Source organism: Reyranella soli, from assembly GCF_007992495.1.
GTDB lineage: Bacteria > Pseudomonadota > Alphaproteobacteria > Reyranellales > Reyranellaceae > Reyranella > Reyranella soli.
The window spans coordinates 39,251-64,331 of the sequence record NZ_BKAJ01000083.1; the positions used below are offsets into that span (position 1 = coordinate 39,251).

Here is a 25,081-nt window from a genome sequence, read left to right on the forward strand (position 1 = left end):
ACTTATCCATGTCTGCATCATCTTTGGCTCTTGCAGCCGCGTCGTCCGCCCAAGGTCTGATCGGGGACAGTCTTGTTCTCCTCCCGACGGAAGAGACGTCAGAGCAGGACTTGCTTACCGGCCTGCTAACCTCATCGCCTGGCTCGGCCTCCGCGTCCGCCCTTCTGCGGACGTTTCCCAGCATCGGCCATGTCATTACGGCCGAAGCCTCGCAGCTTCGCACCTTCGGACTGACAGGGCGCGACATTGCCCTGTTCCGGCTTGTCCGCGAGATCGCGTGTCGCATGGCCAAGGCAGAGGTGCGCAACCGCCCCGCGCTCAGCAATTGGCAGGCGCTGCTCACCTACCTGCAGACGGCAATGGCCTACGAGCAGATCGAGCAGTTCCGAATTCTGTTTCTCGATCGCAAGAACAATCTCATCGCTGACGAGGTGCAGCAGCGCGGCACCGTCAATCACACGCCCGTCTACCCGCGCGAGGTCGTAAAGCGCGCACTGATCCTCAACGCCTCCGCGCTTATCGTTATTCACAATCATCCCTCCGGCGATCCCAAGCCGTCCCGCGAGGACATCCAGACGACGCGCGATTTGAAAGCAGCGGCCAGTGCCCTTGAGATTGAACTGCACGACCATGTCGTGATCGGACACGGGACCCATGCGTCCTTCCGGTCGCTTGGACTGCTTTGAAGCCGGCTCTTACAGCATGGCCGGTCTGAACTGTGATCTCCGGCTGATGACTTTGCCGGCGGTCATGAACACGCCGTCACCGGTGTAATGCAGCGTTTGCGGATGTTTGGGCGAAGCCGCGACATGCGCCTTCACCACCTCGAAGATAAAGAAGTTGTACTTCGAGATCAGGCTGCCGTCCGCCAACCGGCATTCGAAGCTGGCGTGGCATTCTGCGATCAGGGGCGCTTTGACATGCTGCGCTGTCTCGGGCGTCAGCTTGAACTTCTCGAACTTGTCGATCTCCACCCCCGACGTGTTGCCGACGCCCACCACTTGGTCGGTGAGAGCCGTGGTCGGGAGGTTGATCACGCATTCCTTGCTGCGCCGGATCAGGCCGAAACTGTGATTGCCGCCGGCGATGATGCATCCGACCAGGGACGGCGTGAACTCCATCACCGTGTGCCAGCCCATGGTCATGATGTTGCGCTCATCGCCATGCGCCGATGTGACTAGCACGATCGGGCCAGGTTCCAGATAGCGCCGGATCTCGGAGACCGGCAGGTCGGTCTTGCGACGGGGCCTCGCCATCTTTTCTCCTTGGACTGGATTGCGGTTGCTCGAGATTGAGGTCCAGCGTCTCTCGTTTGCAACCCAAAGTATCTCTTCGGCCACTTTCAATCCTGATACGATCCGGCGGCGCCACGGAGGTGGTGGAAGGCGCGACCGTTCGACCCTGGCCACGGAGATCCGCCATGCTTGCTGTCAGTATCGTTCTCAGCATCGCCGGCCTCGGCTTCTTCTGCTGGCTGCTGTTCACGATGGCCGTCTATGCGCTTCCCACCTTCGCCGGACTCACCGCGGGATTGGCGGCGTTTCACAGCGGGGCCGGTGTCGTCGGTGCGCTCGTTGTCGGATTGCTGGTGGGAGGCGCGATCTTGGCGCTTGGACAGTTCGCTTTCGCTGTCACGCGCACGCCGCTGATCCGCATCGCTATCGGTCTGCTCTATGGCGTCCCGGCCGCGATTGCCGGCTATCAGGTGTCGTTTGCCTTGGCCGGCGTCGGCATGCCCATCAGCGTATGGCAGACGGCATTTGCCGTGGTCGGCGCCGTTGTCTCTGGCTGCACGGCCTTCTCGCGTCTAGCACAGTTGGCCCCGCCGCCGGACGTGCAGGGCGCCGGGATTGCTTACTCGCCTGCTGGCGGGCGGCTGCACGACCAGGGTCGCTGACGCTTCTAAGTCCCCATCATCGAACAGGTTGGCGAAGATCGCGGCGGAATCGGCGGTCTCGACGCGACAGGCAAACGCAGCTTTCTATGACCACTTCGAGGGGCCATCCCATGGCGCGGCCGACGGGGTGCAGGCGAGATGCGCCGTCTAAGACCGGTTGGCGTGAGATGATGCCGTCCTTTTTCTACGCCCTGGCCGCCGTCTCCTTGCCCGGTACGCCGGACCTCTTGCGCAGGACACTTCAAGTTGGCCACGACTTCTCACGAGGATGCTGTTCGGCGTGCGACCCACGGCCTCTCCTTGGCTGATCTGGCCAGAGGACGGCTGCGCCTCGATCGCCTGAGCCGCAACGGCGGCGGTTCGACTTTCTTCCCCTGGGCTTCGCCCATTCCTCGCGAGGCAAGAAAGTCGTCCCGCCGCCATCCTCCGCTCTGCTCCGGCCCGTGAACGGGTGCGGCGTCGATCGCCTCCGGCCTGCAGATCGCCATCGAGGCCGCGATGGTCGCGGGGCTCGAAACAGCACAGGAGACGTCACATGGCCAACATCGGTTCCTTCAAGAAGTCCGGCAACGAGTACCAGGGTGAGATCGTCACGCTCAGCGTCCAGGCGAGGGGCGTACGCATCGTCCCCGAGGCCAACCGGAGCAGCGACAACGCTCCTAGCCACCGGGTGTTCGTCGGCCGTGCAGAGATCGGGGCCGCCTGGTCGAAGCGTTCCAACGAAGGCCGCGACTACCTCTCGCTCAAGCTCGACGATCCGAGCTTCAACGTCCCGATCTTCGCCAACCTGTTCGATGACGAGGATGGCGAGGGCTTCACCCTGATCTGGTCGCGCAGCCGCAAGAAGAACGGCGAGTAGGCCGGCGCCCCCAGAGCCCCGCCCGGTCCGCCGGGCGGGGCTTCTCTTTGCTGGTCCAGCGCGAGACGGTCGTGAAGCCAGAGAGCCAGCGCGGAACATTGGCCACACCTGAAAGGCTTAATGGTCAGCCATGTTCCGCGACCGCGGTAAGAATGGTGAAGGCTCCGATCGTTTCGCCGCCGATCGCGCGCTCCTCACGCACGGGCCAATGCTGAACTGACAAACACGGGAGAGTATTCGGCCCCGACATTGGCCGCAAAAAAAGCGGCGAACTCGGTGGCGCGCTGGCGAGCATCGCACCACACCGGCAGGATTCGGTCGGACATCATTGACAGTACCTCGACGGGCTTGACCGCGACGGGCTGGCGACCTTCACTTGCAGTGACGATGAATCGTAGGAGGTCTGTCCATGCTGCGTCGTTCGCTCCTCGCTCTGTCGGCCCTTCTGCTGGCGGGGCCCGCGCTCGCGCAGCAGCCCAAGACGATCAAGGTCGTGATGCATTCGGATCTCAAGATCATCGATCCGGTGTGGACCACCGCCTACATCGTGCGCAACCACGGGTACCTGATCTACGACCAGCTGTTCGCGCTCGACGCCAAGCTCGAGCCGCAGCCGCAGATGGTCGAGAGCTGGACGGTGAGCGACGACAAGCTCACCTGGACCTTCAAGCTGCGCGACGGGCTCAAGTGGCACGATGGAACGCCGGTCACCACGGCAGACGTCCTGCCCTCGATCAAGCGCTTCACCGACAAGGACGTCCAGGGCGGCCTGCTCGCTCGGGTGACGCAGTCGATGAATGCGGTCGACGACCGCACGTTCAGCATCGTGCTTAAGGAACCCTTCGGCCTGGTGCTGAAGACGCTCGCCAAGACCGCCTCGGTACCGCTGTTCGTCATGCCCAAGCGGGTCGCCGAGGTGCCGATCAGCCAGCAGATCGCCGACACCACCGGCTCGGGCCCGTTCATCTTCAAGCGGGACGAATGGAAGCCAGGCGAGAAGGTCGTCTACGTGCGCAATCCCGACTACAAGCCGCGCAGCGAGCCGCCGTCGAGCCTGGCCGGCGGCAAGGTCGCCAAGCTTGACCGCGTCGAGTGGATCTCCATCCCCGACGGCCAGACCGCGATCAACGCGCTGACCTCGGGCGAGGTCGACATGATCGAGACGGTGGCGCACGACCTCCTGCCGGTGCTGGAGAAGGACAAGAACATCCAGATCCGCGTCCCCGACCATCTCGGCAGCACCTATGTGCTGCGCTTCAACTGGAAGCTGCCGCCGTTCGACGACCTCAAGGTCCGCCGCGCCGCCGAGTACTCGCTGAACCAGCCCGACTTCCTGAAGGCCAATATCGGTGATTCGCGCTACTTCAAGGAATGCCGGGCGATGTTCGGCTGCGGCGCGACGTTCGAGACGACCGCCGGCTCCGAAGGCATCCTGCGATCGAACTTCGAGGAGTCCAAGAAGCTCCTCAAGGAGGCAGGCTACGACGGCAAGCCGATCGTCATCCTGCAGACCACCGACCTCGCAACGCACGTCAACCTGGCACCGGTCGCCAAGAGCCTGCTGGAGAAGGGCGGCTTCAATGTCGACGTGCAGTCGATGGACTGGCAGACCCAGGTCACGCGCCGCGCCAAGAAGGACCCGGTCGACAAGGGCGGCTGGAACATCTCGATGACCGCGGCGGCGACGGTCCTGCTCTCCGACCCGATCGTCAACCACTACACCGAGGCGACCGGCGACCGCGCGCAGTTCGGCTGGCCGCTCGACGCGGAGATCGAGAAGCTGCGCATGGAGTTTGCCCGCAGCAGCGATCCCAAGCAGCAGTTCGAGCTCGCCGAGAAGGTGCAGAAGCGGGTGCTCGACCTCGGCATCACCGTGCCGCTCGGCCAGTTCGTGCAGCCCGCGGCAAACCGCAAGTCGGTCACCGGCATCGTCCCCTCGCCGGTAACGGTGTTCTGGAACATGGAAAAGAAGTAGTCAGCAGTCCGGGCAGCTCCAAGCCATTCGAATTGGTGACAGCCGCGGGCTGAGATGGTCGCGGCCTGACACTGTGCCTGGGTGGGCTGCTAGGCTAAATGCGGCAAGGGGCGTGGGTCAGAGGCATCTGGAACTCGGAAGCGCTAGTTCCTGGCGTAGAGTTTTGCCCGTCATTGTGATCAGTCCCGGACCTGGTCCAGCCGCCAGTAGCCCATCAGGTTGGTAGGCTGCGCTCCCGGACGAGCTGCTGGCGCATGGACCTGACGGCGCGCGAATTGAAGGTAGGGGCCCCTGCTCTCGAGGTTGAACTGCACGACCATGTCGTGATCGGGCATGTCGAGCACGTATCGTTCAGGTCTCCGGGGTTGCTCTAGTCGAACATTTAGGCTGCGGATTGCTCATTAGTCACTGAGAGTCTGATGCCCGAAACTAGCTCGACCGCCGTCAAGAACTCGCGGGCAAAGGTCGGTCCGTCGATGTCGAGCATAGCATGCAGGGCCTCATGTGAGCGGGCTGCTGTACCGTTGCGAGCCAGCGAGACATGGAAGCCGAGCTCCATTCCGATGCGGGCCGTGGCCTCGAGGCGGGTATTCGCGAGTAGGCCTATGCAGATGATCTTTTCCTTGCCGTACCGCTTCAGCTGGTGTTCGAGGTCGGTGTTCGGAAAGCCGCTCGATGCCCAATGCTCGGTCACGACGATGTCGCCCGGCCGCACCGGGAAGTCGTTATGGAACGTCCCGCCCCAAGTGTCCTTCGCGAAGGCCGGCCGCTCTGCCGCGCCGAGCTGATAGGCAGACGGGTACTTCCAGTCGACATAGTCTCCCGGCTCCCAGCGATGATGCGGGACGTGATAGACCTTGATTTCCGCCTCACGCGCGGTCGTCACGATCGTGTTGACGAGCAGGTTGACCTCCTCGGCAATGACCTTAACCCACGGCCAGAGCTTTCCGCCAACACTCAGGAAGTCGTTATAGAAGTCGATGCACAACAACGAAGTGATCCTAGAGTCGTAGAGGCTCATCATTGGACTCTCGTTGCTTGAGACCTCGGGGGGGCGGGTCATCCGACTTCCCTGAAATGGTCGTCCATCGCATTGGCGCCAACCGACACCAAGGTGTTGGCGATACCTTGGTCCGATAGCTCCGTCTCCAACCCGGCGTCATCTGATGTGGATGATGACAATGAGGATAGAGCAATGAGGGAATTCAAGTTGCTGATCGACGGCAGGCTCGTATCCGGCGCTGCAAGGGTCGATGTCGTCAACCCCGCGACCGAGGAAGTACTGGCGGCAGCGCCGCGCGCCGACCGGGCGCAGCTCGACGAGGCGGTCGCTGCCGCCAAGGCGGCGTTCCCTGCCTGGTCGGTCAAGCCGATCCGCGAGCGAGGTGCACTGCTGGCCGAATTGGCCAACGCCTTGGAAGCGAGACGAGACGAATTCACGCGATTGCTGACCCTGGAACAGGGCAAGCCGCTTTCCGAAGCCCATTGGGAGATCGACTTCACCATCAGCATCATTCGCCATCACGCCACGCTCGACCTGCCGGACACGGTCTTGAAGGAAGACGCCAGACAAAAGATCGTGCAGCAGCACATCCCGCTCGGCGTGGTCGCGGCGATCGTACCGTGGAACTTTCCGATGCTGCTGCTCGTCATCAAGGTGGCGCCGGCGTTACTGGCCGGCGACACGGTGGTCGCGAAGCCGGCGCCGACGACCCCACTTACGACGCTGCGATTCGGGGAGATCTGTGGTGAGATACTGCCGGCAGGCGTGATCAACATCATAGTCGATCACAATGATCTGGGTGAGGGACTCGCCAGTCACGCCGACGTTGCCGGGGTCGCCTTCACCGGCTCGACCGCGACAGGCAAGAAGGTGATGGCCAGCGCGGCCGGCACGTTGAAGCGGCTGACCCTTGAGCTGGGCGGCAACGACGCCGCGATCGTGCTCGATGACGTCGATCCCATCGAGGTTGCGCCCAAATTGTTCCTCGCCGCGACGATGAACGCTGGCCAGCTCTGCCTTGGCGCCAAGCGCCTCTACGTCCATGATTCGCAGTACGATGGGATTTGCGAGGAACTGGGACGCCTGGCACGCGAGTCGGTGGTGGATGATGGGTTGAAACTGGGGACGCAGATCGGCCCGCTGCAGAACAAGGCGCAGTTTGAGAAGGTCAAAGGCTTCCTCGAGGATGCCAGGCGGAACGGCAAGATTATTGCCGGCGGCGAAGTGCTCGATCGCAAGGGCTACTTCATCCAGCCGACGATCGTCCGAGACATTTCCGATGATGCGCGATTGGTGAAGGAGGAACAGTTCGCCCCGATCGTTCCGGTGCTGCGCTATTCCGACATCGACGATGCAATCTCGCGCGCCAACGACTCGGACTACGGTCTCGGCGGAACGGTATGGGCAAAGGATCTCAAAAGGGCATTCAAGGTAGCAGCCAGGCTCGAGACCGGTACAGTCTGGATCAACTCATTTCTGGACGTGTCGCCTGATGTTTCCTTCGGGGGCGCCAAGCAATCGGGTATCGGCGTCGAATTGGGCCAAGCGGGGCTCGAAGCCTTCACCCAGATCAGGATCATCAACATGGCGAAGTAGGCGTTCGGTCCTGTGAAACGCCAATCCGACCAGATGGAGCATCGGACTCCATCGGTCGGATTTCTCTCCATTTGCCAATCTCACCGGAGGGCTCTCAGACCCCCTTTGCCGCCGGCGGAATCCGAAATCCGATGGCCAGCCGATTGTAGGTGTTCATGAGGCCGATCGCGATCGTCAGGTCGGTGAGCTCCTTCTCGGAGAATACGGCCGCGGCAGCCTGGAACTCGGCATCCGGCACCGTGGTGTCGGCAACGCGAGTGACGGTTTCCGCCCAGGCCAGCGCCGCGCGCTCGCGTGCATCGAACAGGCCGCCGGCTTCGCGCCATGCCGGAACCAGCACGAGCTTTTCGACGGCCAGACCGCCCTTGACCAGGTCGCGCGAGTGCATGTCGATGCAGTAGGCACAACCGTTGATCTGCGAAATGCGCAAATAGGCCAGGTTCACCAGCGAAGCGGGCAGGCCGCACTGCAGGATGTAACCGTAGACGCCGCCGAGCGCCTTCGCACCGGCGGGCGCGACGGTCGTGTAGTCCAAGCGTTGGGTCATTAGGGGCTCCTCAAGGTTTGATCCACTCGCGAATTTCATAGCGCCGCAAGGATCAGTCGCGATATCCGGACAAAGGTCTGGCCGACCATGCCGTTTGGTCGGGGAAGCTTCGTCCACGCGCGCAGTGTTCTCAGCTTCCCGATACCAGCTTCAGCCCGATGACGCCTGTCAGGATGAGCACAATACAGAGCACTCTCATCGGCGCGGCGGAATCGCCCAGGACCACCATGCCCAGGATCGCCGTACCCGCAGCACCGATGCCGGTCCAGACCGCGTAACCGGTGCCCACCGGCAGCGTCCGCAGAGAGAGCGACAAAAGGAAGACGCTCGACAGGCCGGCGGCGACGGTCAGCAACCCGGGCACCAACCGCGTGAAGCCTTCGGACGACTTCATGCTGTAGGCGAAGGCGATCTCGAGGATGCCGGCGATACCGAGCAGCGCCCAGGCCGTGTTCATGACGCCCTCCACGCAATCGAAGGAACCAGCGCGAGTGCGGCCGCCACGGATTGCGCCATCGTTGTCGTCGGCCGTCCAATGAGCGCACTCAACTGCTGCCTCCCATCGAGGAGAGCGCCCTGCGCCGCCTTGACGTCACTCTCGGCGTAGAGCGCTGCGAACTCCTCCGGCAGGCCGTCGGCCTGCAGCGCTGCCTTGTAATCGGCTTCGGACAAATCCTTGTAAACGATCGGCCTGCCAGACTGCCGGGCGATCTCGGCCGCAAGCTCCGTGAGCGTATAGGCGCTGTCGCCGGCGAGCTCGTAGACGCTCCCCGCCTGGTCCGCATCGCTCGCGAGCACGACCGCCGAGGCCGCGGCGAAGTCGGCGCGCGCAGCGGCCGAGACGCGCCCGTCCCCTGCCGCCCCGAGAATGGTGCCGCGCCGCAGCGCAGCGGCGAGTCCGGCCGTGTGATTCTCCGTGTACCAGCCGTTGCGAAGGAACACAAACGGAAGGCCGGACGAGCGGATGAGCGCCTCCGTCTCGCGATGCTCCACTGCCAATGCCATCGGGTTGGCATCGGCATGGAGAATGCTCGTATAGGCTAAAAGCTCGACGCCCACTGCCTTCGCCGCATCGATGACGTGGCGATGCAGTCGGGTGCGCTGCTTGGCTTCGCTCGAGGAGATCAGAAGCACCTTGTCGGCACCCGCGAATGCGGCGGCGACGGAGGCGGCATCCTCATAGTGGGCCGCCCGCAACTCGATGCCTCGATCGGACAGATCTCTCGCCGCGCCTGGATTGCGGACAACGCCGATTACATGGGCCTCAGGCGCCAACCTCAAGACGTCGGCGACGATCATCCGACCTAATTGCCCGGATGCTCCCGTGATGGCGATGCTCTTAGATACTGTCATGGTCGACTCCGGCTAATACAGTGCTTCCGCGCGATTGCCGCCTGCATGCAGGCCTAGGACCTCCACCATCCGCACGAGCTCGGCCAGGGACCTCGCTCCCATCTTCTTCATCGCCTGACCCCGATAGAGTTTCACCGTGCCTTCCCTCAGGCCGAGGTGACCCGCCACCTGCTTGTTCATCAGGCCGGAGGTTACGAGCAGCATTGTTTCCCGCTCACGCCGACTCAATGTCCCCAGATGCGCGCGCAGCTCGGCGGTTGCCTTCTCGGTGCTGCGATGGGCACGATTGCGCTCAATCGCCGCTGCCACTGCATCCAGCATGTCCTGATCCCGGAACGGCTTAGTCAAAAAGTCGACCGCTCCCGCCTTCATGGCTCTTACCGTCATTGGCACGTCGCCGTGCCCAGTCATGAAGACGAGGGGCGTGTTGATCTTTGCCTGGGCAAGCGTGGCCTGGAAGTCGAGCCCGCTCATTCCCGGCAAGCGTATGTCGACGACCATGCAGCTCGCATCCTCAGACCGCCCGTGGTCCAGCAGGTCGACCGGCTCGGCAAACGCCTGCACCTGCAGACCAACCGACTGAAGCAAACCGCACAGGGACTCGCGCACTGAAATGTCATCCTCGATAACGAAGACCGTCTCCATACCACTGACATTCCGAGGGGCTCCAAACGCGCTGGGTTTCGGCACTCCGGCCAATTGTCGATGGACATCTTGGGATCTTGTTGCTGCCTGCGTACCGGTCATGGGCCCTTCCTTCGACGGCAGCTTGGAAGCACACGCTTAGCTGCCCGGCTTTCGACAGTTATGTCTCTGTAGGGATGGGGCAGGACCGAAGACGAAGCTATTGGACCATGGTGTCGTCGACACTTTCGTGTCGGTCACGGCGCAGGAATCAGCATCCTTGGACACAGGATCGTCGAGAGAGCCGCCCCGGGAAGCGGCCTCACGGAACACCGACACCAAGGTATGATCGACGCCAAAGGCAGACTGGCGCATTGTCCGGTCGTAGCGGCCGTCGCGAAAGGACTCGCATGGAGAACGATCTCAGCTCCGTCGTCGATTCGCTTCCGGGACTGGTGTGGACTGCGCAGCCGGATGGGCAAGTCGACTTCCTCAATCGACATTGGTCTGTCTATACCGGACTCAGCATCGACGAGGCCCTGGGGTCGGGCTGGCAGCTTGCCATCCATCCCGGCGACCGGCCCGGCCTGCTCGAGCGTTGGCGATCCATGCTGGCGGCCGGTGAAGCGGCCAGCATGGAAGCGCGCCTGCGGCACCTCGATGGAGAGTATCGCTGGTTCCAATTCCGCGCGAGGCCGCTGGCCGAAGCCTCCGGGCATATTGTCAAGTGGTGTGGAACTGGCACTGACATCGATGACCTCAGACGCTCCGCGATGGGTCAGCCCGGCGGCAACGATGACCATCGTTCAGTCGCCGACATCATTCCGGCCATGATCGCTTTCCTGACGCCGGCCGGGGAATTCGAGAACGCCAACCGCCATGTCCTCGAGTACCTGGGCGCAACGCTCGAACAACTGAAAGGCCGCAGAGCGAGCGACGCGATCCACCCAGACGATCTTCCATCGGTGATAGCAGCCTCGGAGCGAGCGGTCGCCACGGGACGGTCGGAACCATACGATATCGACCACCGCATTCGCCGTGCCGATGGCGTCTATCGTTGGTTCCATGGACGCGTGATGCCCCTCATGGATCTGCAAGGGCGTGTCGTCCGTTGGTACATTGTGAACATCGATATCGAAGACCGGAAGCGAGCCGAAACACTACTTGCCGGCGAGAAGCAGCTGCTCGAGATGGTCGCGCGTCGCCAATCGATGTCGGAGATACTCAAAGCACTCTGTCGACTGGTCGAAAACGCCGTGACCGATTGCTACTGCAGCGTCGTGTTGGTCGACCCAGACTATACACATCTCGAAGCGGGAGCGGCACCAAGCCTCCCGCCCGGTTTGACCAATCCCATGATCGACCGTCCCGTGCACGTCGATACCGGTCCGTGCGCGATGGCGATATTCCTGAACGAACAAGTCATTGCGTCAGACATCGCGTTGGATACGCGTTGGGACGCCTGGCGGCCGATGGCGATGGCACATGGCGTGCGGGCATGCTGGGCGACACCAATTGCGTCCGCCACCGGCCCGGTCCTGGGCGCGTTCGCCGTCTACTACGGAGAGCCGCGAACGCCTACGCCGCAGGAACTGGGCTTGATCGATCAGCTGACCCACATTGCAAGCATCGCTATATCCCGTGCACAAGGCGACGACGCGCTACGGCGAAGCGAAGCGCGCAAAGCGGCGATTTTGGACGCCGCCCTCGACTGCATTATCACGATCGATCACGAAGGGTGCGTCACCGAGTTCAATCCGGCCGCGGAACGGGCATTCGGCTATCGCCGAGACGATATCGTGGGAAAGCAGCTGGCCGATACCATTATTCCTCCGTCACTTCGGGAAAAACATCGTCAGGGATTTGCCCGATACCTGGCCACCGGCGAGACGAAACTTATCGGCAGGCGCGTGGAGATGACGGCGATGCATGTCGAGGGAAGCGAATTCCCGGTCGAGCTTGCGATCTCCCGTATTCTCCTGGAGGGGCCGCCGTCATTCACCTGTTACTTGCGCAACATCACGGAGCGCAAGCAGTCCGAGGAGAGGTTGCGGCGTAGCGAGGCGCTTCTTGCAGAAGCCCAACATCTCAGTTCGACCGGCAGCTTTTTCTGCCCGCGACCGGGCGAATTCACATGGTCCACGGAGCTGTACCGCATCTTTGAGTTCGAACAGCAGATGCCCATAACCTTCGAACTAATCATGTCTCGATACCACCGCGAAGATATCCCATTGCTGAACGACGTAATAGACCAGGTGAATCGCGGGGTCATCGATTTCGATTACGAGCACCGGATAGTAATGCCAGACCAGTCGGTCAAGTATGTACGCGTAGTGGCTCATGGAAACCCGAGCAAGGATGGCCATTTTGAGTATGTCGGCGCAGTCCAGGACGTGACGGAGCGCAGACGCTCGGAGGCGGCACTTGCCAAGGCTCGGTCGGAGCTCGCACACGTGGCCAGGACGACGAGCCTCGGAGTGTTGACGGCAGCGATCGCGCATGAGGTCAACCAGCCACTGTCAGGTATCATTACCAACGCAAGCACCTGTCTCAGGATGCTAGCCGCCGAGCCTCCCAATATCGATGGCGCCCGCGAAACCGCGCGGCGCACTATTCGCGATGGTAATCGTGCGTCTGATGTGATCAGGCGGTTGCACGCGCTCTTCAGCAAGAAAGATACCGCAATCGGCCCGCTCGATCTGAATAGCGCCGCACGAGAAGTAATTGCGTTGTTGATGAGCGACCTTCAGAGAAGCCGCGTGATTCTGCGCGCGGAACTCTTCACCGATCTTCCGCTTGTCGTGGGCGACCGTGTCCAGATTCAGCAAGTCATCCTAAACCTGGTTCGGAACGCTTCGGACGCAATGAGCGATGTCGACGATCGCCCGAGGCAGTTGTCAATCAAAACCGAACGAGACGAAGACGATCACGTGCGGCTGACCGTACAGGACGCGGGAGTGGGCTTCTCGCCCCAGGATGCAGACAGGTTATTCGACGCCTTTTACACCACGAAGGATAGCGGCATGGGAATCGGGTTGTCTGTCAGCCGCTCCATCATCGAGAGGCATCAGGGCCGGCTCTGGGCATTGCCTAACGATGGCCCTGGCGCCACGGTCTCTTTCTCAATTCCCTGCAGGCCCACGAATATGAAGGGCACCCCAGAACTCGGCGCGATGCGAATAGTCAGCGGCGAAGAAAAAGCAATGAGTAACCAGTGATGATTGGTCGCCCCCTTGTGTCGGTAGTTGACGACGATGAATCGGTACGCGAGTCCCTACCGGACTTGCTGAGGGAGTTTGGATTCGCGGTTCAGGCTTTCTCGTCGGCCGCGGAGTTTCTCGCGTCTGATTCCATCGGCCAGACCAAGTGCCTGATTCTCGATATCGCAATGCCGGGCATGTCCGGGCCCGATCTGCAACAGGAGCTCAAGCTGCGCGGGCAGGCCATTCCGATCGTCTTCATCACGGCGCACGGAGACGAGACCGTCCGCCCGCGCGTGCTCGCGGCGGGGGCCGTGGAGTGCCTTCTCAAGCCCTTCAGCGATGCCGCCCTGCGCAAGGCAATCGATGACGCCCTCCAGACCGATGAGGGCGTGGGCCCATAAGCTCGCGAGCGAAGCGATTTTAGCAAGTCGTAAGGGGACCGCGGCTCTTCGATAGATCGCGCCACGGCGCACCTGAGCCCGCAGAGCCAAAAGATGCCATCGAGGAAGCGCCGGTCATCCACCCGCGGCACGTCGCACCGTTAATACCAACGTATCGGCAACACCATGGTGCAATAGATTTGCTCTCGGCGTGGCGTCATCACTGTCAGGCAAAAAGGCGGAGACAACGAAGATGCAAGCAATCCAAATGTCGGCCATTCCAATCACGGTTGCCGTACTATTTCACAGCGGCTTCGGACACACTGCGCGGCAGGCTGAAGCCGTGCGGCGCGGAATCGAACGGGTCGCGGGCGCATCTGTCCTCTATCTGACGTCAGCCGAGGCTCAAGGCCGCTTGGATGATCTCGAACTTGCGGACGCGATCATTTTCGGCGCCCCTACTTACATGGGAAGCGCGTCCGGACCGTTCAAAACGTTCATGGATTCGACGTCAAAAGCCTACGCCAGAGGCGCCTGGAAGGATAAGATCGCGGCAGGCTTCACAAACTCGGCGTCACGGTCCGGAGACAAGCTCGCAACACTGACCCAATTCGCCATTTTCGCGGCTCAACATTGCATGCACTGGGTCAATCTCGGTTTACCGGCGGGCAACAACAGTACGCACGGCTCGGAACAGGACCTTAATCGGCTAGGCTTTTGGCTCGGTGCTGCGTCACAGTCGAATGCCGATCAAGGGCCTGACGTTGCGCCGCCCGAAGCTGATCTTCTGACCGCCGAACACCTCGGCGAGCGCGTATCGATAGTCACACAGCAATTTGTGCGTGGTCGTTTGCCTGCAGCCGAAGGCTTGTGGTCAGGGATGTCCCGCGAGGCACGTCATGACCGAGTTCGGCTGTGACAAGGAGTAACGGTGATGACTTACAGGATCTTCCTCGCCGGCGCGTCCGGAGCCATCGGCAGCCGCCTGACACCACTCCTGCACAGAGCTGGCCACTACGTCTGTGGCAGCACCAGGTCGAAAGCGAAAGCCGACGCGCTGCGCTCGCTGGGGGCGGACCCGGTCGTGGTCGACGTCTTCGATGCGGCAGCGCTGTGCCGCGCCGTCGCATCGGCACGCCCGGACGTCGTGATCCATCAACTCACCGACCTCCCGAAGGATCTTGATCCACGTGAGATGGGAGCAGCGATCATTCGCACCGCCCGCATCCGTGGTGAAGGGACGCGGAACCTCGTCAGGGCCGCCATTGCGGCGGGGGCGCACCGGATGGTGGCGCAAAGCATTGCGTGGGCCTATGCGCCGGGGCCTGAGCCGCACGCGGAGACGGACCCGCTCGATGCCGCGGCCGAAGGAGATGGCCGTATCAACGTGCAGGGACTGCTCGCGCTGGAAGATCTGACTTTGAAATCACCGCCGCTCGAGGGCATCGTCCTTCGCTACGGCCAGCTTTATGGCTTCGGAACCGCTTCGGAGTGGCCGTCAAATCATGCGCCCGTTCACGTCGATGCGGCAGCCTATGCCGCTCTGCTGGCCATCGACCACGGCCACCCGGGCATCTATAACGTCGCGCAGTCCAACGGACACGTTGCGACCGAAAAAGCACGCGTGGAGCTGGGTTGGACTCCCGATTTTCGTCTTCCGGCCTGACGATTTCGCACTGGAAGGGGACGAGTTGACCTGGAGCGGTACCAAGCGCACCGTCGACACTCGCTCGCCGCTGCATGGCGGTGCGCTCCTGGAACAATGCGTGTCGAACAGATCGTCGACTTTCCTGAGCTCGTTCGACGCGCCTGACCAAGGATCGAGGTCAGCAATCATGCCGCAGGCCACACCGATTGTGTTTGTCGTCGACGACGACATCTCGGTTCGCGAATCGCTGGAGCTGATGATCCAGTTTGCAGGCTGGCAGTCGAAGACATTCGCGTCGGCACAGGAATTCCTGTCCGAGCCGCGCCCCCGGGTTCCGAGCTGCCTGATCCTCGATCTCAATCTTCCCGACCTCAACGGCCTCGATCTGCAGAAGCGCGTCGCCAGCGACCGACTGGACATGCCCATCATTTTCATTACGGGCTATGGCGACGTGCCCGTTTCGGTCCAGGCGATGAAGGCGGGCGCCGTCGAGTTCCTGACGAAGCCATTCAGCGACGAGGTAATACTGGAGGCGATCCGACACGCAATCGAGCGCAGCCGCATCGCGTTCGGCCATGAAATCGAGCGGCAGACACTCCACGACCGCTACGCGTCGCTCAGCGCCCGCGAGCGCGAGGTCATGGCTTTGGTCGTCACCGGCCAGCTGAATAAGCAGGTCGGATTCAAACTCGGCATCAGCGAGATCACCGTGAAGGCGCACCGGGGCAAGGTCATGCGAAAAATGAAGGCGGGATCTCTCGCCGACCTCGTCACGATGGCCGCAAAACTCTCGTTACGCGATCAGCCGATGGGAACTGATCATGCCGCCACCTCCCGGTGAGCCTGGGCCTCATCGACTCGTTCACCGGCAGCCACGTCGGCCATCGCGTCGCGCTCGCGGACATGGGCAACAGGCGTGCGATCGACCAAGAGGCTGAGCAGTTCCGGCCGGCTGTAGTGACCGCGCGCGTCCATCAGGCGCTTGCGCTTGTCGATCAAGCTGAAATCGAGATCGGCAACCACCGCCCCTTCGCCAGAACGGATGGGTTCGCCCATCAATTCGCCCTGGGGTGAGACGATCGCCGTGAAGCAGCCGCCGGAGATCGGGCCGATCGGGCAACCCGTGTCCTGCATGAGCCGGGCCTGCTGATCGGCGTCCAGCCAGGCCGTTGCGTTAACCACGAAGCAGGCGGATTCCAGGGCGTGCTGACGGATATTGATCTGGGTCTGGTCGGCGAAGAGCTGCCCGCCAAACGAACCGGGATACATCGCAGCGTGGATCTGCTCGCCATCCGCTATCAGGGCGTAGCGAGCCAGGGGATTGTAGTGTTCCCAGCACGCCAGCTGTCCGACACGGCCCACTGCGCTATCGACGGCACGAAGGCCGGATCCATCGCCCTGCCCCCAGATCATCCGTTCGTGATGTGTCGGGCTAATCTTTCGGCGGCGTTGTATCAGGGTGCCGTCGGCATCGAAGAGCAACTGAGTATTGTAGAGAGTGCCGCCGTCGCGCTCGTTGACGCCAATGGCAACCACCATGCCGGCCTGCTTGGCGGCTTCAGCGATGGCGCGGGTGGCCTGCGACGGCACGGTCACGGACTGTTCGAGCAGCCTGACATGCTCCGCGGCCATCTCGAATGGGCGCGTCACAAAGGAAAAATACGGGTAGTAGGGCACGATCGTCTCGGGAAAAGTGGCGAACTGCACGTCCTCCCGGCCCAGCTCCAGGATCTTCCGGACGACCCTGTCGATCGTGCCTTCACGGCTATAGAGTACCGGGCTGATCTGCACGGCGGCGGCCTTGATGGTCATGGCGGATACCTTTCGTGAGAGAATTTCAGAAGACTGAACGCGAGATTCGTCGTCGGACAGGTCGCGCTGGTCGCGCGCCTACCCTGCTGCATGGATCAAGACATCGTAGATTTGGCGATCGAGCTCTTTCGCGACGGCAGTCACCCTTTCGTCGCCATACTGGCCGAAGAGCGTGGATGGTCGATCGTATTCGATGGTGGCGGTGCCTTCGTCATTCTCATAGAGCATGACCCTGAGTGGCGCATAGAGCCCCGCTGCCAGCCTGTGCCTCGTCATCTGGGTCGAGACCAGCACATTGCCGATCACATACTGCGCCGCCTTGCGCTTCCCGGAGACGATCTGCAGCCAGTCTCCATGCGTCGCGATCGAGAAGACGACGAGATGAGCTGCTCCCTGGGTGGCCCGCAGCTCGCTTCTGACGCGATCGATCTCGCCATCCCGCAGAAGACCGCGAATCCGATTGTCGAATTGTGGAAGTGCCGCCAGCGCCGCCTGTACCTCGTCATAGCGCCTATTTGAGTCGATACGTAAGTGTTCGACCAGAATGGCCTTCCTTTGGATGATCGACCCGATGAGGGCCGCTGAATTGGGATTCGTTTGAGTGGACTGGTGGTCCCCGAGCTTCATTGTCGATGGACGTTGGATTTGCATAACCATTCCAAAGATCCTCCATGCTGAGCCAGCCGGCTTCCTCCGAAGCGCGATTGACATCGCGGAGGGTGATGTTGCGCGGAGTGCAGCCGGCGACAAGACAGACGTCCGGCCAGACACCTCCCCCGTAAGGCGGAGGCGGACACGCCCTACAGAGGTATCCGCACGCAAATGCCGGCAGGCACGATGACTGGCAGTAGAGGCCGTCTTAGTCTTTCGTCTCAATCGACTATGGGCCGGCCATGGACATAACGTGTCAGCGAAATTTCCAATGCCGGATCGAAAGCATGACGATACGTTCAATCAAGGCCATTGCTGTATTTTGCGGATCGAACCACGGCGCATCGGCGGAATTCGCCGATGGTGCGCGCACTCTCGGTCGGGCCCTGGGAAGCCAGGGCATAACGACCGTCTATGGTGGAACGACAAAGGGTCTGATGGGCGTTGTCGCAGACGCCGCTTTGGCGGCCGGCGGCAAGGTGCATGGCGTGATCACTGAAGGCCTGCATCGACGTGGGCAGTCGCATTCAGGCCTGACCAGGCACGAAATTGCCCTGACCTTGCGCAGCCGGAAAGAGCGCATGATCGAGATTGCAGATGCATTCATCGCACTGCCGGGAGGAATCGGGACAATCGAGGAGCTCATGGAGGTGTGGACCATGAACCAACTTTCAGAGATCGATAAACCTGTAGGTCTGTTGAACACCGCCGGCTTCTTCGCGGCGTTTCTAGGATTCATCGACCATATGGTCGCAACGAAATTCCTGCCGGCGGCGCATCGGCACTCGATATCAGTGGAAGAGAACGCGACTACCTTGATCGACAAGCTTCACCGTCATGCCCGCATCGATGTGCCCAAATGGCTTTAGTTCCGAAAGTGGCGTGCATCTGGTGAGCCGGTAGGCGTCGACCGGGCATGTGGAGGAGGGTGGACGCTCCATCATGACGGGCGCTCGCAATTGCCTTCAGCCGTGTCGTGTTATGAATAAGTAGCGGTGACGTCATCTCGCTTCATCCGGCGTACGATGATATGCAATCATGCAGATTGAACTCTGACTGAGCGACATAATGGCCAAGCCGCCACTCGATCCACCCGTAGCTGATACAGCTCCGGTCGAGCCTGTCTTAACCGGCTATGATGAAGAACATCTCATTACGTATTTGCGTCTGCTTGACGCGGACGCTGAAGGGGCTGATTGGCGCGAAGTTGCAAATATTGTTCTGCACATCGATCCTGAGCGCGAACCAGAACGCGCGAGGCGGGCGTGGGAGAGTCATCTCGCCCGCGCCAAATGGATGACGGAGAGCGGTTATCGCCATCTTCTGCGCGGTGGTGCACCGCACTGACAATTGGTTGCTTGCGCGTATCGCAATCGTCTTTGCGCCGGGAGTCGCTAACGCAGCAGTACCTTGTGATGCATCCTGCGCTCGGGCCAAGGGGGGTGTGAGTGCGAGCAATGGAGATGCACACTCATGAGCCGCGCGTACTGGCGGACTCCTGGGGCATACAAGAAGCTCCAGACATTCGATGCTCCCGGTCTTGCTTCTCAATTCGTAAGACGCCACCCCGACTACGTAAAAGATCGGGAGAGGCTCCAAGAAATGGAGCGCCAAGGGACTCTTGATCCAGCTGAGGCGGATGCGTTCGCTCGGCGCTGGGGGTTACTTCTTCCCGACGACGACTGATGCGAAAGCAACCGTCTGGACAGCAGGGGCTTTGCCCAGTGTCATTGCCCTGACCCGACTGCCACCGGAGCTTGGGCATCCAAGATTCAAGCCCAAGCCGATCGTGCTTGATCCTGTATTGGCCGCTGATGGTGACGACTATGTCATCGAGCGGCTTGGTGTCGAGATGCGCGTGCATCTGGACAGCGGGGGCGTGAATCCGACCGCGGTTCTTTTGCCGTTCGATGGACTGTTTGAAGTCAGGGTGGCCGCTGCGTTGCGCCTTTGGCGCACGCTAAACGGTCGTCGTCCGGGCCCCAACCCAGCGGCGCTTTCCGAGGCGCGAAGAAACAGGCTTATTCTCGCCTTGCGCGCACTTGATGGCCGTCTCGACGGTGCGACCCACCGCGAAATTGCTGCGGCATTGTTCGGTGCCGAAGCTGTTCCGGAGCGGGATTGGATCTCCCATGAACTGCGCGATCGCACGGCCCGGCTCGTGCGTCTCGGTGTTGCAATGATGAACGGCGGCTATCGGCGGCTGCTTCTGCATCCCTATCGCGGCCGCTTGTAGGCGGGTGGGTGGGGCGATCTCGCCGGGTTGCGACTTCGCCCTATTTCGAGCCCTCGGTGGTCCGCCATCGTGCTCCTCGACGGCCGCCGCTTCCCGGCGGCTTCCCACAGGATCACGGAGGCTTCCCTTGCCCGCCAACTTTCCCGACCTGCCACCACGCTATCTGCGCACGCCCGAGGCCGCCCGCTTCGTCGGCCTGTCCATTCGAACGCTGGAGAAGCATCGCATCTACGGCACAGGTCCCCGTTATTCGAAGCTCGGCGGACGCGTGGTTTACCGCGTCGAGGACCTACAGGCGTGGGTGGAGTCGGGCGCCAAGGCGTCGACGTCCGACCCTGGTACTGCGACCGTGCTGCCGGCGAAGCGGCAAGCGGTAGGGCTGCCGGCCGGCGTCCATTCGAGCCGGCGCTGACCTATGTCGGCGCCGCGCCGCCTCCGCTCGGAACGCGATCAGCTTGAGCTCTTCCGGGCTCTGCCAGGCGATCTCGCGCCGCGAGATGCGCAGGATCTCATGATCTATCCGTTCTTCAGCCTCGCCAAAACGCACCGCATAACGCCAATCGACTTCAGAATGAACGATGTCGCCATTCGCGTCGAAGCGGTGGCCGAGCACGGCATGGCGACCATCTGGGATGCCGACGTACTGATCTGGGCCGCCAGCCAGATTGTCGGGGCCCGCGATGCTGGACTGCGCACGTCGCGCCTGATGGCTGCAAGACCGCGCGAGATCCTGACCTTCGCCGGCCGCGGCACCAGTGCACGCGACTATCACCGCCTGAAGGCGGCCCTCGATCGGCTTCAATCCACGACGATTGCCACTTCGCTGCGTCAGATCAGCGAACGCCGGATGCATCGCTTCTCCTGGATCAATGAATGGACAGAGCGTGCTGACGCCCATGGAAATGCCGACGGAATCGACCTGATCGTGCCGGACTGGTTCTACCGGGCGGTTTTGGACGATGCGCTCGTGCTGACGATCGACCGCCAATATTTTGCGCTGACGGGTGGCGTGGAGCGGTGGCTTTATCGCGTGGTTCGCAAGCACGCCGGACGGCAGTCGCACGGATGGCGGTTCGAGTTTCGCCATCTCTATGCCAAATCGGCGAGCCTTTCTCCCTTCAAGCGTTTCGCTTTCGAATTGCGTGACATTGTGCGCCGGCAGCCGCTTCCAGGCTACAGGCTGCTGGTCGAGTGTGACGGTCGTGGGAGGGAACTGCTCGCTTTTGCACCGGTCGATTTATCCACGCATGCTTGTGGGCAAGGTGTGGAAGCGAACGTGCTATCGGGAACTGAAGGGCACGTGCCATCAGGAACCGGCGGCACGTGCTATCAGGAACCCAAGCGACCGGATTCATCAAGCACATCAATGACTTCCGGTTCGCCTAACTCAGAGTCTAACTTATATGAATCTAACTCTTCTGAAGTTGGCTGCCGCCGGGATGGGGGAAAACTCCAGGAGCGTGCGCCATGATCGCGACGCGCTTCCATCAGGAGACGTTCACCCATATCGAACTGATCTGGCATGAGAAGCAGATCGAGCACTGGATTCGTTTCGGCCGCGATGTTTCAGAGAGGATCCTCGACCGCCGCCGCCGCATCCTGAGCTTCGCGCCGAACACCGTTGTCGCCTACGTGCGTTGGGCGTCGGGGGACTTCGGGACCGTTGTCTCGCGGATCGGCATCCTGCGCACTGTCCGGCGGGGCGAGGCGTTCTCCACCGTTCCCTATGTTCGCCCTGGTGGTGAAATCCTCCTGCGGGCCGCGGGCTGGCCAAGGGTCGAGCGGGTGCTGCAGGCGATCGACGTCGTCGAGCAGACCGGCATCGACGCTGCGGACGCCTGCCCTGATCACTGGCGGCACGTACACAACCGGCTTGTTGCGGGCGAAGTGCCCCGCTCGTACAGCCGCGAGCAGCACCGAGCCTGGCTCCTGCGCAAGAAGATCGATGCATGACGCGATTCGGATGGGTCATGACGACCGGCTTTGCCACGCTCTTAGTGGGAATATCCGCGCACTGCCGTCCCGTCCCACGGCTGCTTTGGAACGCCAGTGCCAGTGTGCCGATCGGTCTCTACCTGATGAGGCCGGCCGGCACGCTTCATGTGGGCGAGCTTGTCGTGTTGACGCCGCCAGAAGCGCTCGCAGAGTTCTTGTCCGAGCGTGGTTATCTGGGCAGGGGCGTGCCGCTTCTGAAGCATGTTGTTGCCCTTCCAGGGCAGACCCTGTGCCGGGCCGGTCGCACGATCATCGTCGACGGAAGGACGATGGGGCGGGCGCTTGACCTCGATCATGCCGGCCGAAGCCTGCCACGCTGGGTGGGCTGCCGGATCGTCGCGGATGACGAAGTGTTCTTCATGAATTGGCGATCCGACTACTCGTTTGACGGTCGCTATTTCGGTCCTCTGCCAGCTTCGACCATCGTTGGCCGCGCCGATCCCCTATGGATCCAGAAGGACAATTGATCATGCTCCAGCCCTTCAAGGACGGACGAGCAGGGGCGCAATCAACACGATTAGCGTCTTCCTCCTTTCCGGCCGTGGCTCGGGCGCCTGCTCATCGCCAGAGGTTCCTGCCGCGTATCGGTTGGCGACTCTGTACATGCAGCGCTGCCGCCATTTTCCTGGTGGGCTCCTGCAATGCCGCCAAATCCGAACCAATCGCCGGCAAGCGTTCGGAAGGCGTTGCGACGGTAGCTGGCATCTCGGTCCTCGTAGAGGAAGCCGCCCGTCGATTTGCAATCCCGCCGGCATGGATTCGCGCTGTCATGCAGGCTGAAAGCGGTGGTGACGCGCGCGCCCTGTCAGCACAGGGCGCAATGGGCCTGATGCAGATCATGCCTGGGACATGGGCTGAATTGCGACTGCGCTACGGCTTGGGCGCGGATCCGTATGATCCTCACGACAACATCACCGCTGGTGCGGCGTACCTGCGAGAAATGCACGATCGCTACGGCAATGCAGGTTTCCTTGCAGCCTACAACGCTGGCCCCGATCGTTACAAAGAGCATGTCGCCACTGGTCGACCGCTGCCTGCGGAAACCGTCTCCTACATGGCCGTTGTCGCGTCGCTCATCGATGGTGGAGTGGGCATTACCCCGTCTGTTGCTTCCTTTTGGACATCTTCGTCGCTCTTTGTCGTGCGTGGGATTGCCGGTTCGGCGCCGCTACGTCAGTCATCCAGTGCACCGATCCAGCTGCTTCCGGCCCGCGATGCGGCGCAAGTCGACACGACGCTGACACCTCGCTCCGAAGGGATGTTCGCCCGCCCGCCGCTTCGAGGCGGACAGCGATGAACCGCATCAGGCTGCTTCGCGCTCTGGCGGGCTGTGGTGCGCGTTCGAGCATGAGCCAACAGTTGCAGAGAAAACCAACCATCGGACGGCGAGATAAAAGCGCATGCCCGAAACGCCGTAAGCCTCTGACGAGGCTTGCGTTTTGGCGTGCATGCCGGTCGGTCGCGGGCATGAAACCCGGTTTTTCTGAAGGATTTCAAGGCTTCCGTATGCACGCGCCTGAAAAGTCGCTGAACGGGGCCACGTCATGAGCGAGGGCGACAGCGATTTTCGCATTCGGCCCGGCCGCATCAAAACCACTCGCGCACCGAAGGCGAAGAGCTTCCTCAACCAGGTGCTGCGGGCCGCGAAGAAGGCGGGCCATACTGCTGCGCCGGCGTCAGGTAGACGTGCGTCCGGCTATGGCCGCTCGACCTTCGGCCGGGGCCGCGGCAGCTTCAGCCGCAGTCGTCTGTTCAGCGCGACCCGTCGCGTCATCGTGAAGGCGCGCGTGGTACGCCACGAGGGCCGATCCTTCCGTTCGGCGCCGCTCTCAGCGCATCTATCCTATCTCAAGCGTGAGGGCGTCAGCCGGGAGGGAGAAAAGGGCGTCATGTTCGACGCCCGCTCCGATCGTGCCGACGATTTCGCCTTTGCGGACAGGTGCAAGGACGACCGACACCATTTCCGGTTCATCGTCTCGCCCGAGGGTGCCGGCGAGATGACCGACCTGAGGGCGTTCACGCGAGATCTGGCGCAGCAGATGGAAGGCGATCTCGGCACACGGCTGGACTGGGTTGCCGTCGATCACTGGAACACGGACAACCCTCATATCCATCTTCTCGTGCGCGGCGTGGATGACGCCGGCGCCGATCTGGTGATCTCGCGCGATTACATCAGCCGGGGCCTGCGCTCGCGCGCCGAGGATCTGGTTTCGATCGAGCTCGGCCCCAAACCCGAACACGAAATCCGCAACGCTCTCGAAAAGGAAGTCACCGCAGACCGGTGGACCCGCCTCGACCTCGAGATCCGTGTCAATACTGATGACGTCGGTTTCATCGATCTGCGCCCCGAGACACGCGGTCCCGCCGATCCCGAGATCCGCCGCCTGATGATCGGCCGCCTTCAGCATCTCGAGAAGATGGGCCTCGCTACCTCGACCGGTCCTGGGGAGTGGATGGTGGCGCTTGAAGCCGAGCGCAAACTTCGCGACCTCGGTATGCGCGGCGACATCATCAAGACCATGCACCGGGCCTTCACCGAGCGAGGCCAGGATCGCGGCGTTGCCGACTATGTCATCGACGCCGGAGCCGGCTCGCCGATCATCGGGAGGCTGGTCGACACAGGCCTCCATGATGAATTGACCGGCGAAGCCTATGCCGTGATCGACGGCACGGACGGCCGCGCCCATCATGTTCGCTTTCGTGGCATCGAAGCCTTCGCGCATGCGCCGCCAATCGGGGGCGTCGTCGAGGTTCGGCGGTTCGGCGGGCCGGAGGACCAGCGGCCGACGCTCGTGCTCGCCAACCGTTCTGACGCCGATCTCCGCACCCAGATCACGGCGCCCGGTGCCACCTGGCTCGACCACCGCCTGGTCGAGCGCGAACCGATGCCGCTCGCCATGGGCGGGTTCGGCCGCGAGACACGCGACGCCATGCAGGCCCGCGCCGAACATCTCGCGGACGAAGGGCTCGCCCGTCGCCAGGGTCAGCGCATCATCCTGCAGCGCGACCTGCTCAACACGCTGCGACGCCGCGAGCTGGACGCCGTGGGCGAGAAGCTGTCGGCCGAGACCGGGTTGCCGCATGTGAAGGGCGCGGCGGGCGAGCACGTCGAGGGCGTTTATCGCCAGCGTCTGACGCTCTCCTCAGGCCGCTTCGCCATGATCGACAACGGGCTTGGCTTCCAGTTGGTGCCCTGGTCGCGCGAGATCGAGCGGAAGCTCGGCCAGCACGTCGCGGGCGTTGCCCGGGACGGCGGCGGCATCGAGTGGAGCCTGGGGCGCAAGCGCGACCTTGGCCTTTAG

General features: G+C 62.2%; 29 protein-coding genes. 20 read left to right on the top strand and 9 right to left on the bottom strand.

All coding sequences use genetic code 11. The annotated features are described in order from the left end of the window. The first annotated feature begins 8 nt into the window (after nt 1-8). Nucleotides 9-686, top strand: coding sequence for a RadC family protein (gene radC, locus RSO01_RS23855; protein WP_147152081.1), 678 nt, complete (start codon nt 9-11; stop codon nt 684-686). A 9-nt stretch (nt 687-695) separates the two neighbouring features. On the opposite strand, the gene RSO01_RS23860 is transcribed toward radC, so the two are convergent. Then, nucleotides 696-1,256, bottom strand: coding sequence for a flavin reductase family protein (locus RSO01_RS23860; protein ID WP_147152140.1), 561 nt, complete (start codon nt 1,254-1,256; stop codon nt 696-698). Between the two features lie 164 nt (nt 1,257-1,420). Here RSO01_RS23860 and RSO01_RS23865 point away from each other — a divergent pair, with 164 nt between their 5' ends. The 3 genes from RSO01_RS23865 to RSO01_RS23875 all read left to right on the top strand — a co-directional run bounded on the left by RSO01_RS23865 (nt 1,421) and on the right by RSO01_RS23875 (nt 4,731). Beyond that, entirely contained in the window at nt 1,421-1,897 is a 477-nt protein-coding gene (locus RSO01_RS23865; RefSeq protein ID WP_147152083.1) for a hypothetical protein, read from the top strand. A gap of 535 nt (nt 1,898-2,432) precedes the next feature. Further along, on the top strand, nt 2,433-2,756 hold the full coding sequence (locus RSO01_RS23870; protein ID WP_147152085.1) for a DUF736 domain-containing protein: 324 nt from the start codon (nt 2,433-2,435) through the stop codon (nt 2,754-2,756). 409 nt (nt 2,757-3,165) lie between these two features. Next, on the top strand, nt 3,166-4,731 hold the full coding sequence (locus RSO01_RS23875) for an ABC transporter substrate-binding protein (RefSeq protein ID WP_246158726.1): 1,566 nt from the start codon (nt 3,166-3,168) through the stop codon (nt 4,729-4,731). A gap of 179 nt (nt 4,732-4,910) precedes the next feature. Here the strand turns inward: RSO01_RS23875 and RSO01_RS47505 are convergent, their stop codons facing one another. Together RSO01_RS47505 and RSO01_RS23880 are read right to left on the bottom strand one after the other, a co-directional pair. Beyond that, the gene (locus tag RSO01_RS47505) at nt 4,911-5,066 is read right to left on the bottom strand and encodes a hypothetical protein (protein ID WP_170303310.1); all 156 of its coding nucleotides are present in this window, start codon (nt 5,064-5,066) and stop codon (nt 4,911-4,913) included. Between the two features lie 47 nt (nt 5,067-5,113). Continuing rightward, nucleotides 5,114-5,755, bottom strand: a complete 642-nt coding sequence (locus tag RSO01_RS23880; protein ID WP_218037441.1) for a cysteine hydrolase family protein — start codon at nt 5,753-5,755, stop codon at nt 5,114-5,116. 171 nt (nt 5,756-5,926) lie between these two features. Between RSO01_RS23880 and RSO01_RS23885 the strand changes: the two genes are divergently transcribed. After that, nucleotides 5,927-7,330: an aldehyde dehydrogenase family protein gene (locus tag RSO01_RS23885; RefSeq protein ID WP_147152089.1), complete on the top strand. Its 1,404-nt coding sequence runs from the start codon at nt 5,927-5,929 to the stop codon at nt 7,328-7,330. A 94-nt stretch (nt 7,331-7,424) separates the two neighbouring features. Here RSO01_RS23885 and RSO01_RS23890 read toward each other — a convergent pair whose 3' ends face one another. The 4 genes from RSO01_RS23890 to RSO01_RS23905 form a co-directional block, all read right to left on the bottom strand. Next, entirely contained in the window at nt 7,425-7,877 is a 453-nt protein-coding gene (locus RSO01_RS23890) for a carboxymuconolactone decarboxylase family protein (RefSeq protein WP_147152091.1), read from the bottom strand. Nucleotides 7,878-8,007: 130 nt separating this feature from the next. Further along, entirely contained in the window at nt 8,008-8,334 is a 327-nt protein-coding gene (locus RSO01_RS23895) for a DMT family transporter (protein ID WP_147152093.1), read from the bottom strand. Beyond that, nucleotides 8,331-9,230 (bottom strand): NAD(P)H-binding protein, encoded by a 900-nt coding sequence (locus RSO01_RS23900; protein ID WP_147152094.1) that lies wholly within the window; start codon nt 9,228-9,230, stop codon nt 8,331-8,333. The genes RSO01_RS23895 and RSO01_RS23900 overlap by 4 nt, the downstream gene beginning before the upstream one ends. Nucleotides 9,231-9,242: 12 nt before the next feature. Continuing rightward, nucleotides 9,243-9,875, bottom strand: a complete 633-nt coding sequence (locus RSO01_RS23905; RefSeq protein ID WP_147152097.1) for a response regulator transcription factor — start codon at nt 9,873-9,875, stop codon at nt 9,243-9,245. A 389-nt stretch (nt 9,876-10,264) separates the two neighbouring features. On the opposite strand from RSO01_RS23905, the gene RSO01_RS23910 reads away from it, so the two are divergent. The 5 genes from RSO01_RS23910 to RSO01_RS23930 all read left to right on the top strand — a co-directional run bounded on the left by RSO01_RS23910 (nt 10,265) and on the right by RSO01_RS23930 (nt 15,926). Next, complete coding sequence (locus RSO01_RS23910) at nt 10,265-13,072, top strand: PAS domain S-box protein (RefSeq protein WP_170303311.1); 2,808 nt, start codon at nt 10,265-10,267, stop codon at nt 13,070-13,072. Then, on the top strand, nt 13,072-13,458 hold the full coding sequence (locus RSO01_RS23915) for a response regulator transcription factor (protein WP_147152144.1): 387 nt from the start codon (nt 13,072-13,074) through the stop codon (nt 13,456-13,458). Before RSO01_RS23910 ends, RSO01_RS23915 begins: the two co-directional genes overlap by 1 nt. Nucleotides 13,459-13,690: 232 nt before the next feature. Then, nucleotides 13,691-14,356, top strand: a complete 666-nt coding sequence (locus tag RSO01_RS23920; RefSeq protein WP_246158729.1) for a flavodoxin family protein — start codon at nt 13,691-13,693, stop codon at nt 14,354-14,356. A gap of 15 nt (nt 14,357-14,371) precedes the next feature. Next, nucleotides 14,372-15,103, top strand: a complete 732-nt coding sequence (locus RSO01_RS23925) for an NAD-dependent epimerase/dehydratase family protein (protein ID WP_147152101.1) — start codon at nt 14,372-14,374, stop codon at nt 15,101-15,103. A 25-nt stretch (nt 15,104-15,128) separates the two neighbouring features. After that, entirely contained in the window at nt 15,129-15,926 is a 798-nt protein-coding gene (locus tag RSO01_RS23930; RefSeq protein ID WP_373867935.1) for a response regulator transcription factor, read from the top strand. Here the strand turns inward: RSO01_RS23930 and RSO01_RS23935 are convergent. After that, nucleotides 15,905-16,897 (bottom strand): nitrilase-related carbon-nitrogen hydrolase, encoded by a 993-nt coding sequence (locus RSO01_RS23935; protein ID WP_147152104.1) that lies wholly within the window; start codon nt 16,895-16,897, stop codon nt 15,905-15,907. The genes RSO01_RS23930 and RSO01_RS23935 overlap by 22 nt on opposite strands. Before the next feature lie 78 nt (nt 16,898-16,975). Then, on the bottom strand, nt 16,976-17,524 hold the full coding sequence (locus RSO01_RS23940; RefSeq protein ID WP_147152147.1) for a DUF302 domain-containing protein: 549 nt from the start codon (nt 17,522-17,524) through the stop codon (nt 16,976-16,978). Between the two features lie 311 nt (nt 17,525-17,835). On the opposite strand from RSO01_RS23940, the gene RSO01_RS23945 reads away from it, so the two are divergent. From RSO01_RS23945 to RSO01_RS23985, 10 genes are all read left to right on the top strand, one after another. After that, nucleotides 17,836-18,417, top strand: coding sequence for an LOG family protein (locus RSO01_RS23945; protein WP_147152106.1), 582 nt, complete (start codon nt 17,836-17,838; stop codon nt 18,415-18,417). Between the two features lie 199 nt (nt 18,418-18,616). Next, nucleotides 18,617-18,895 carry a DNA -binding domain-containing protein gene (locus RSO01_RS23950; protein ID WP_147152108.1) on the top strand — a complete coding sequence of 93 codons (279 nt, stop codon included), beginning with the start codon at nt 18,617-18,619 and terminating at the stop codon, nt 18,893-18,895. Between the two features lie 126 nt (nt 18,896-19,021). After that, nucleotides 19,022-19,234, top strand: coding sequence for a transcriptional regulator domain-containing protein (locus RSO01_RS49965; RefSeq protein ID WP_373867936.1), 213 nt, complete (start codon nt 19,022-19,024; stop codon nt 19,232-19,234). Beyond that, the gene (locus tag RSO01_RS23955; protein ID WP_147152110.1) at nt 19,188-19,784 is read left to right on the top strand and encodes a DUF2285 domain-containing protein; all 597 of its coding nucleotides are present in this window, start codon (nt 19,188-19,190) and stop codon (nt 19,782-19,784) included. Before RSO01_RS49965 ends, RSO01_RS23955 begins: the two co-directional genes overlap by 47 nt. Nucleotides 19,785-19,911: 127 nt before the next feature. Then, entirely contained in the window at nt 19,912-20,196 is a 285-nt protein-coding gene (locus tag RSO01_RS23960; RefSeq protein ID WP_147152112.1) for a helix-turn-helix transcriptional regulator, read from the top strand. A gap of 3 nt (nt 20,197-20,199) precedes the next feature. Further along, on the top strand, nt 20,200-21,255 hold the full coding sequence (locus RSO01_RS23965; RefSeq protein ID WP_147152115.1) for a replication initiator protein A: 1,056 nt from the start codon (nt 20,200-20,202) through the stop codon (nt 21,253-21,255). Further along, a complete protein-coding gene (locus RSO01_RS23970) occupies nt 21,252-21,737 on the top strand; it encodes a DUF2840 domain-containing protein (protein WP_147152117.1) in 486 nt (161 codons plus the stop codon). The genes RSO01_RS23965 and RSO01_RS23970 overlap by 4 nt, the downstream gene beginning before the upstream one ends. Beyond that, the gene (locus tag RSO01_RS23975; RefSeq protein WP_147152119.1) at nt 21,734-22,246 is read left to right on the top strand and encodes a S26 family signal peptidase; all 513 of its coding nucleotides are present in this window, start codon (nt 21,734-21,736) and stop codon (nt 22,244-22,246) included. The genes RSO01_RS23970 and RSO01_RS23975 overlap by 4 nt, the downstream gene beginning before the upstream one ends. A 2-nt stretch (nt 22,247-22,248) precedes the next feature. Further along, nucleotides 22,249-23,076, top strand: coding sequence for a lytic transglycosylase domain-containing protein (locus tag RSO01_RS23980; RefSeq protein ID WP_147152122.1), 828 nt, complete (start codon nt 22,249-22,251; stop codon nt 23,074-23,076). 247 nt (nt 23,077-23,323) lie between these two features. Beyond that, nucleotides 23,324-25,081, top strand: a complete 1,758-nt coding sequence (locus RSO01_RS23985) for a relaxase/mobilization nuclease domain-containing protein (RefSeq protein ID WP_147152123.1) — start codon at nt 23,324-23,326, stop codon at nt 25,079-25,081.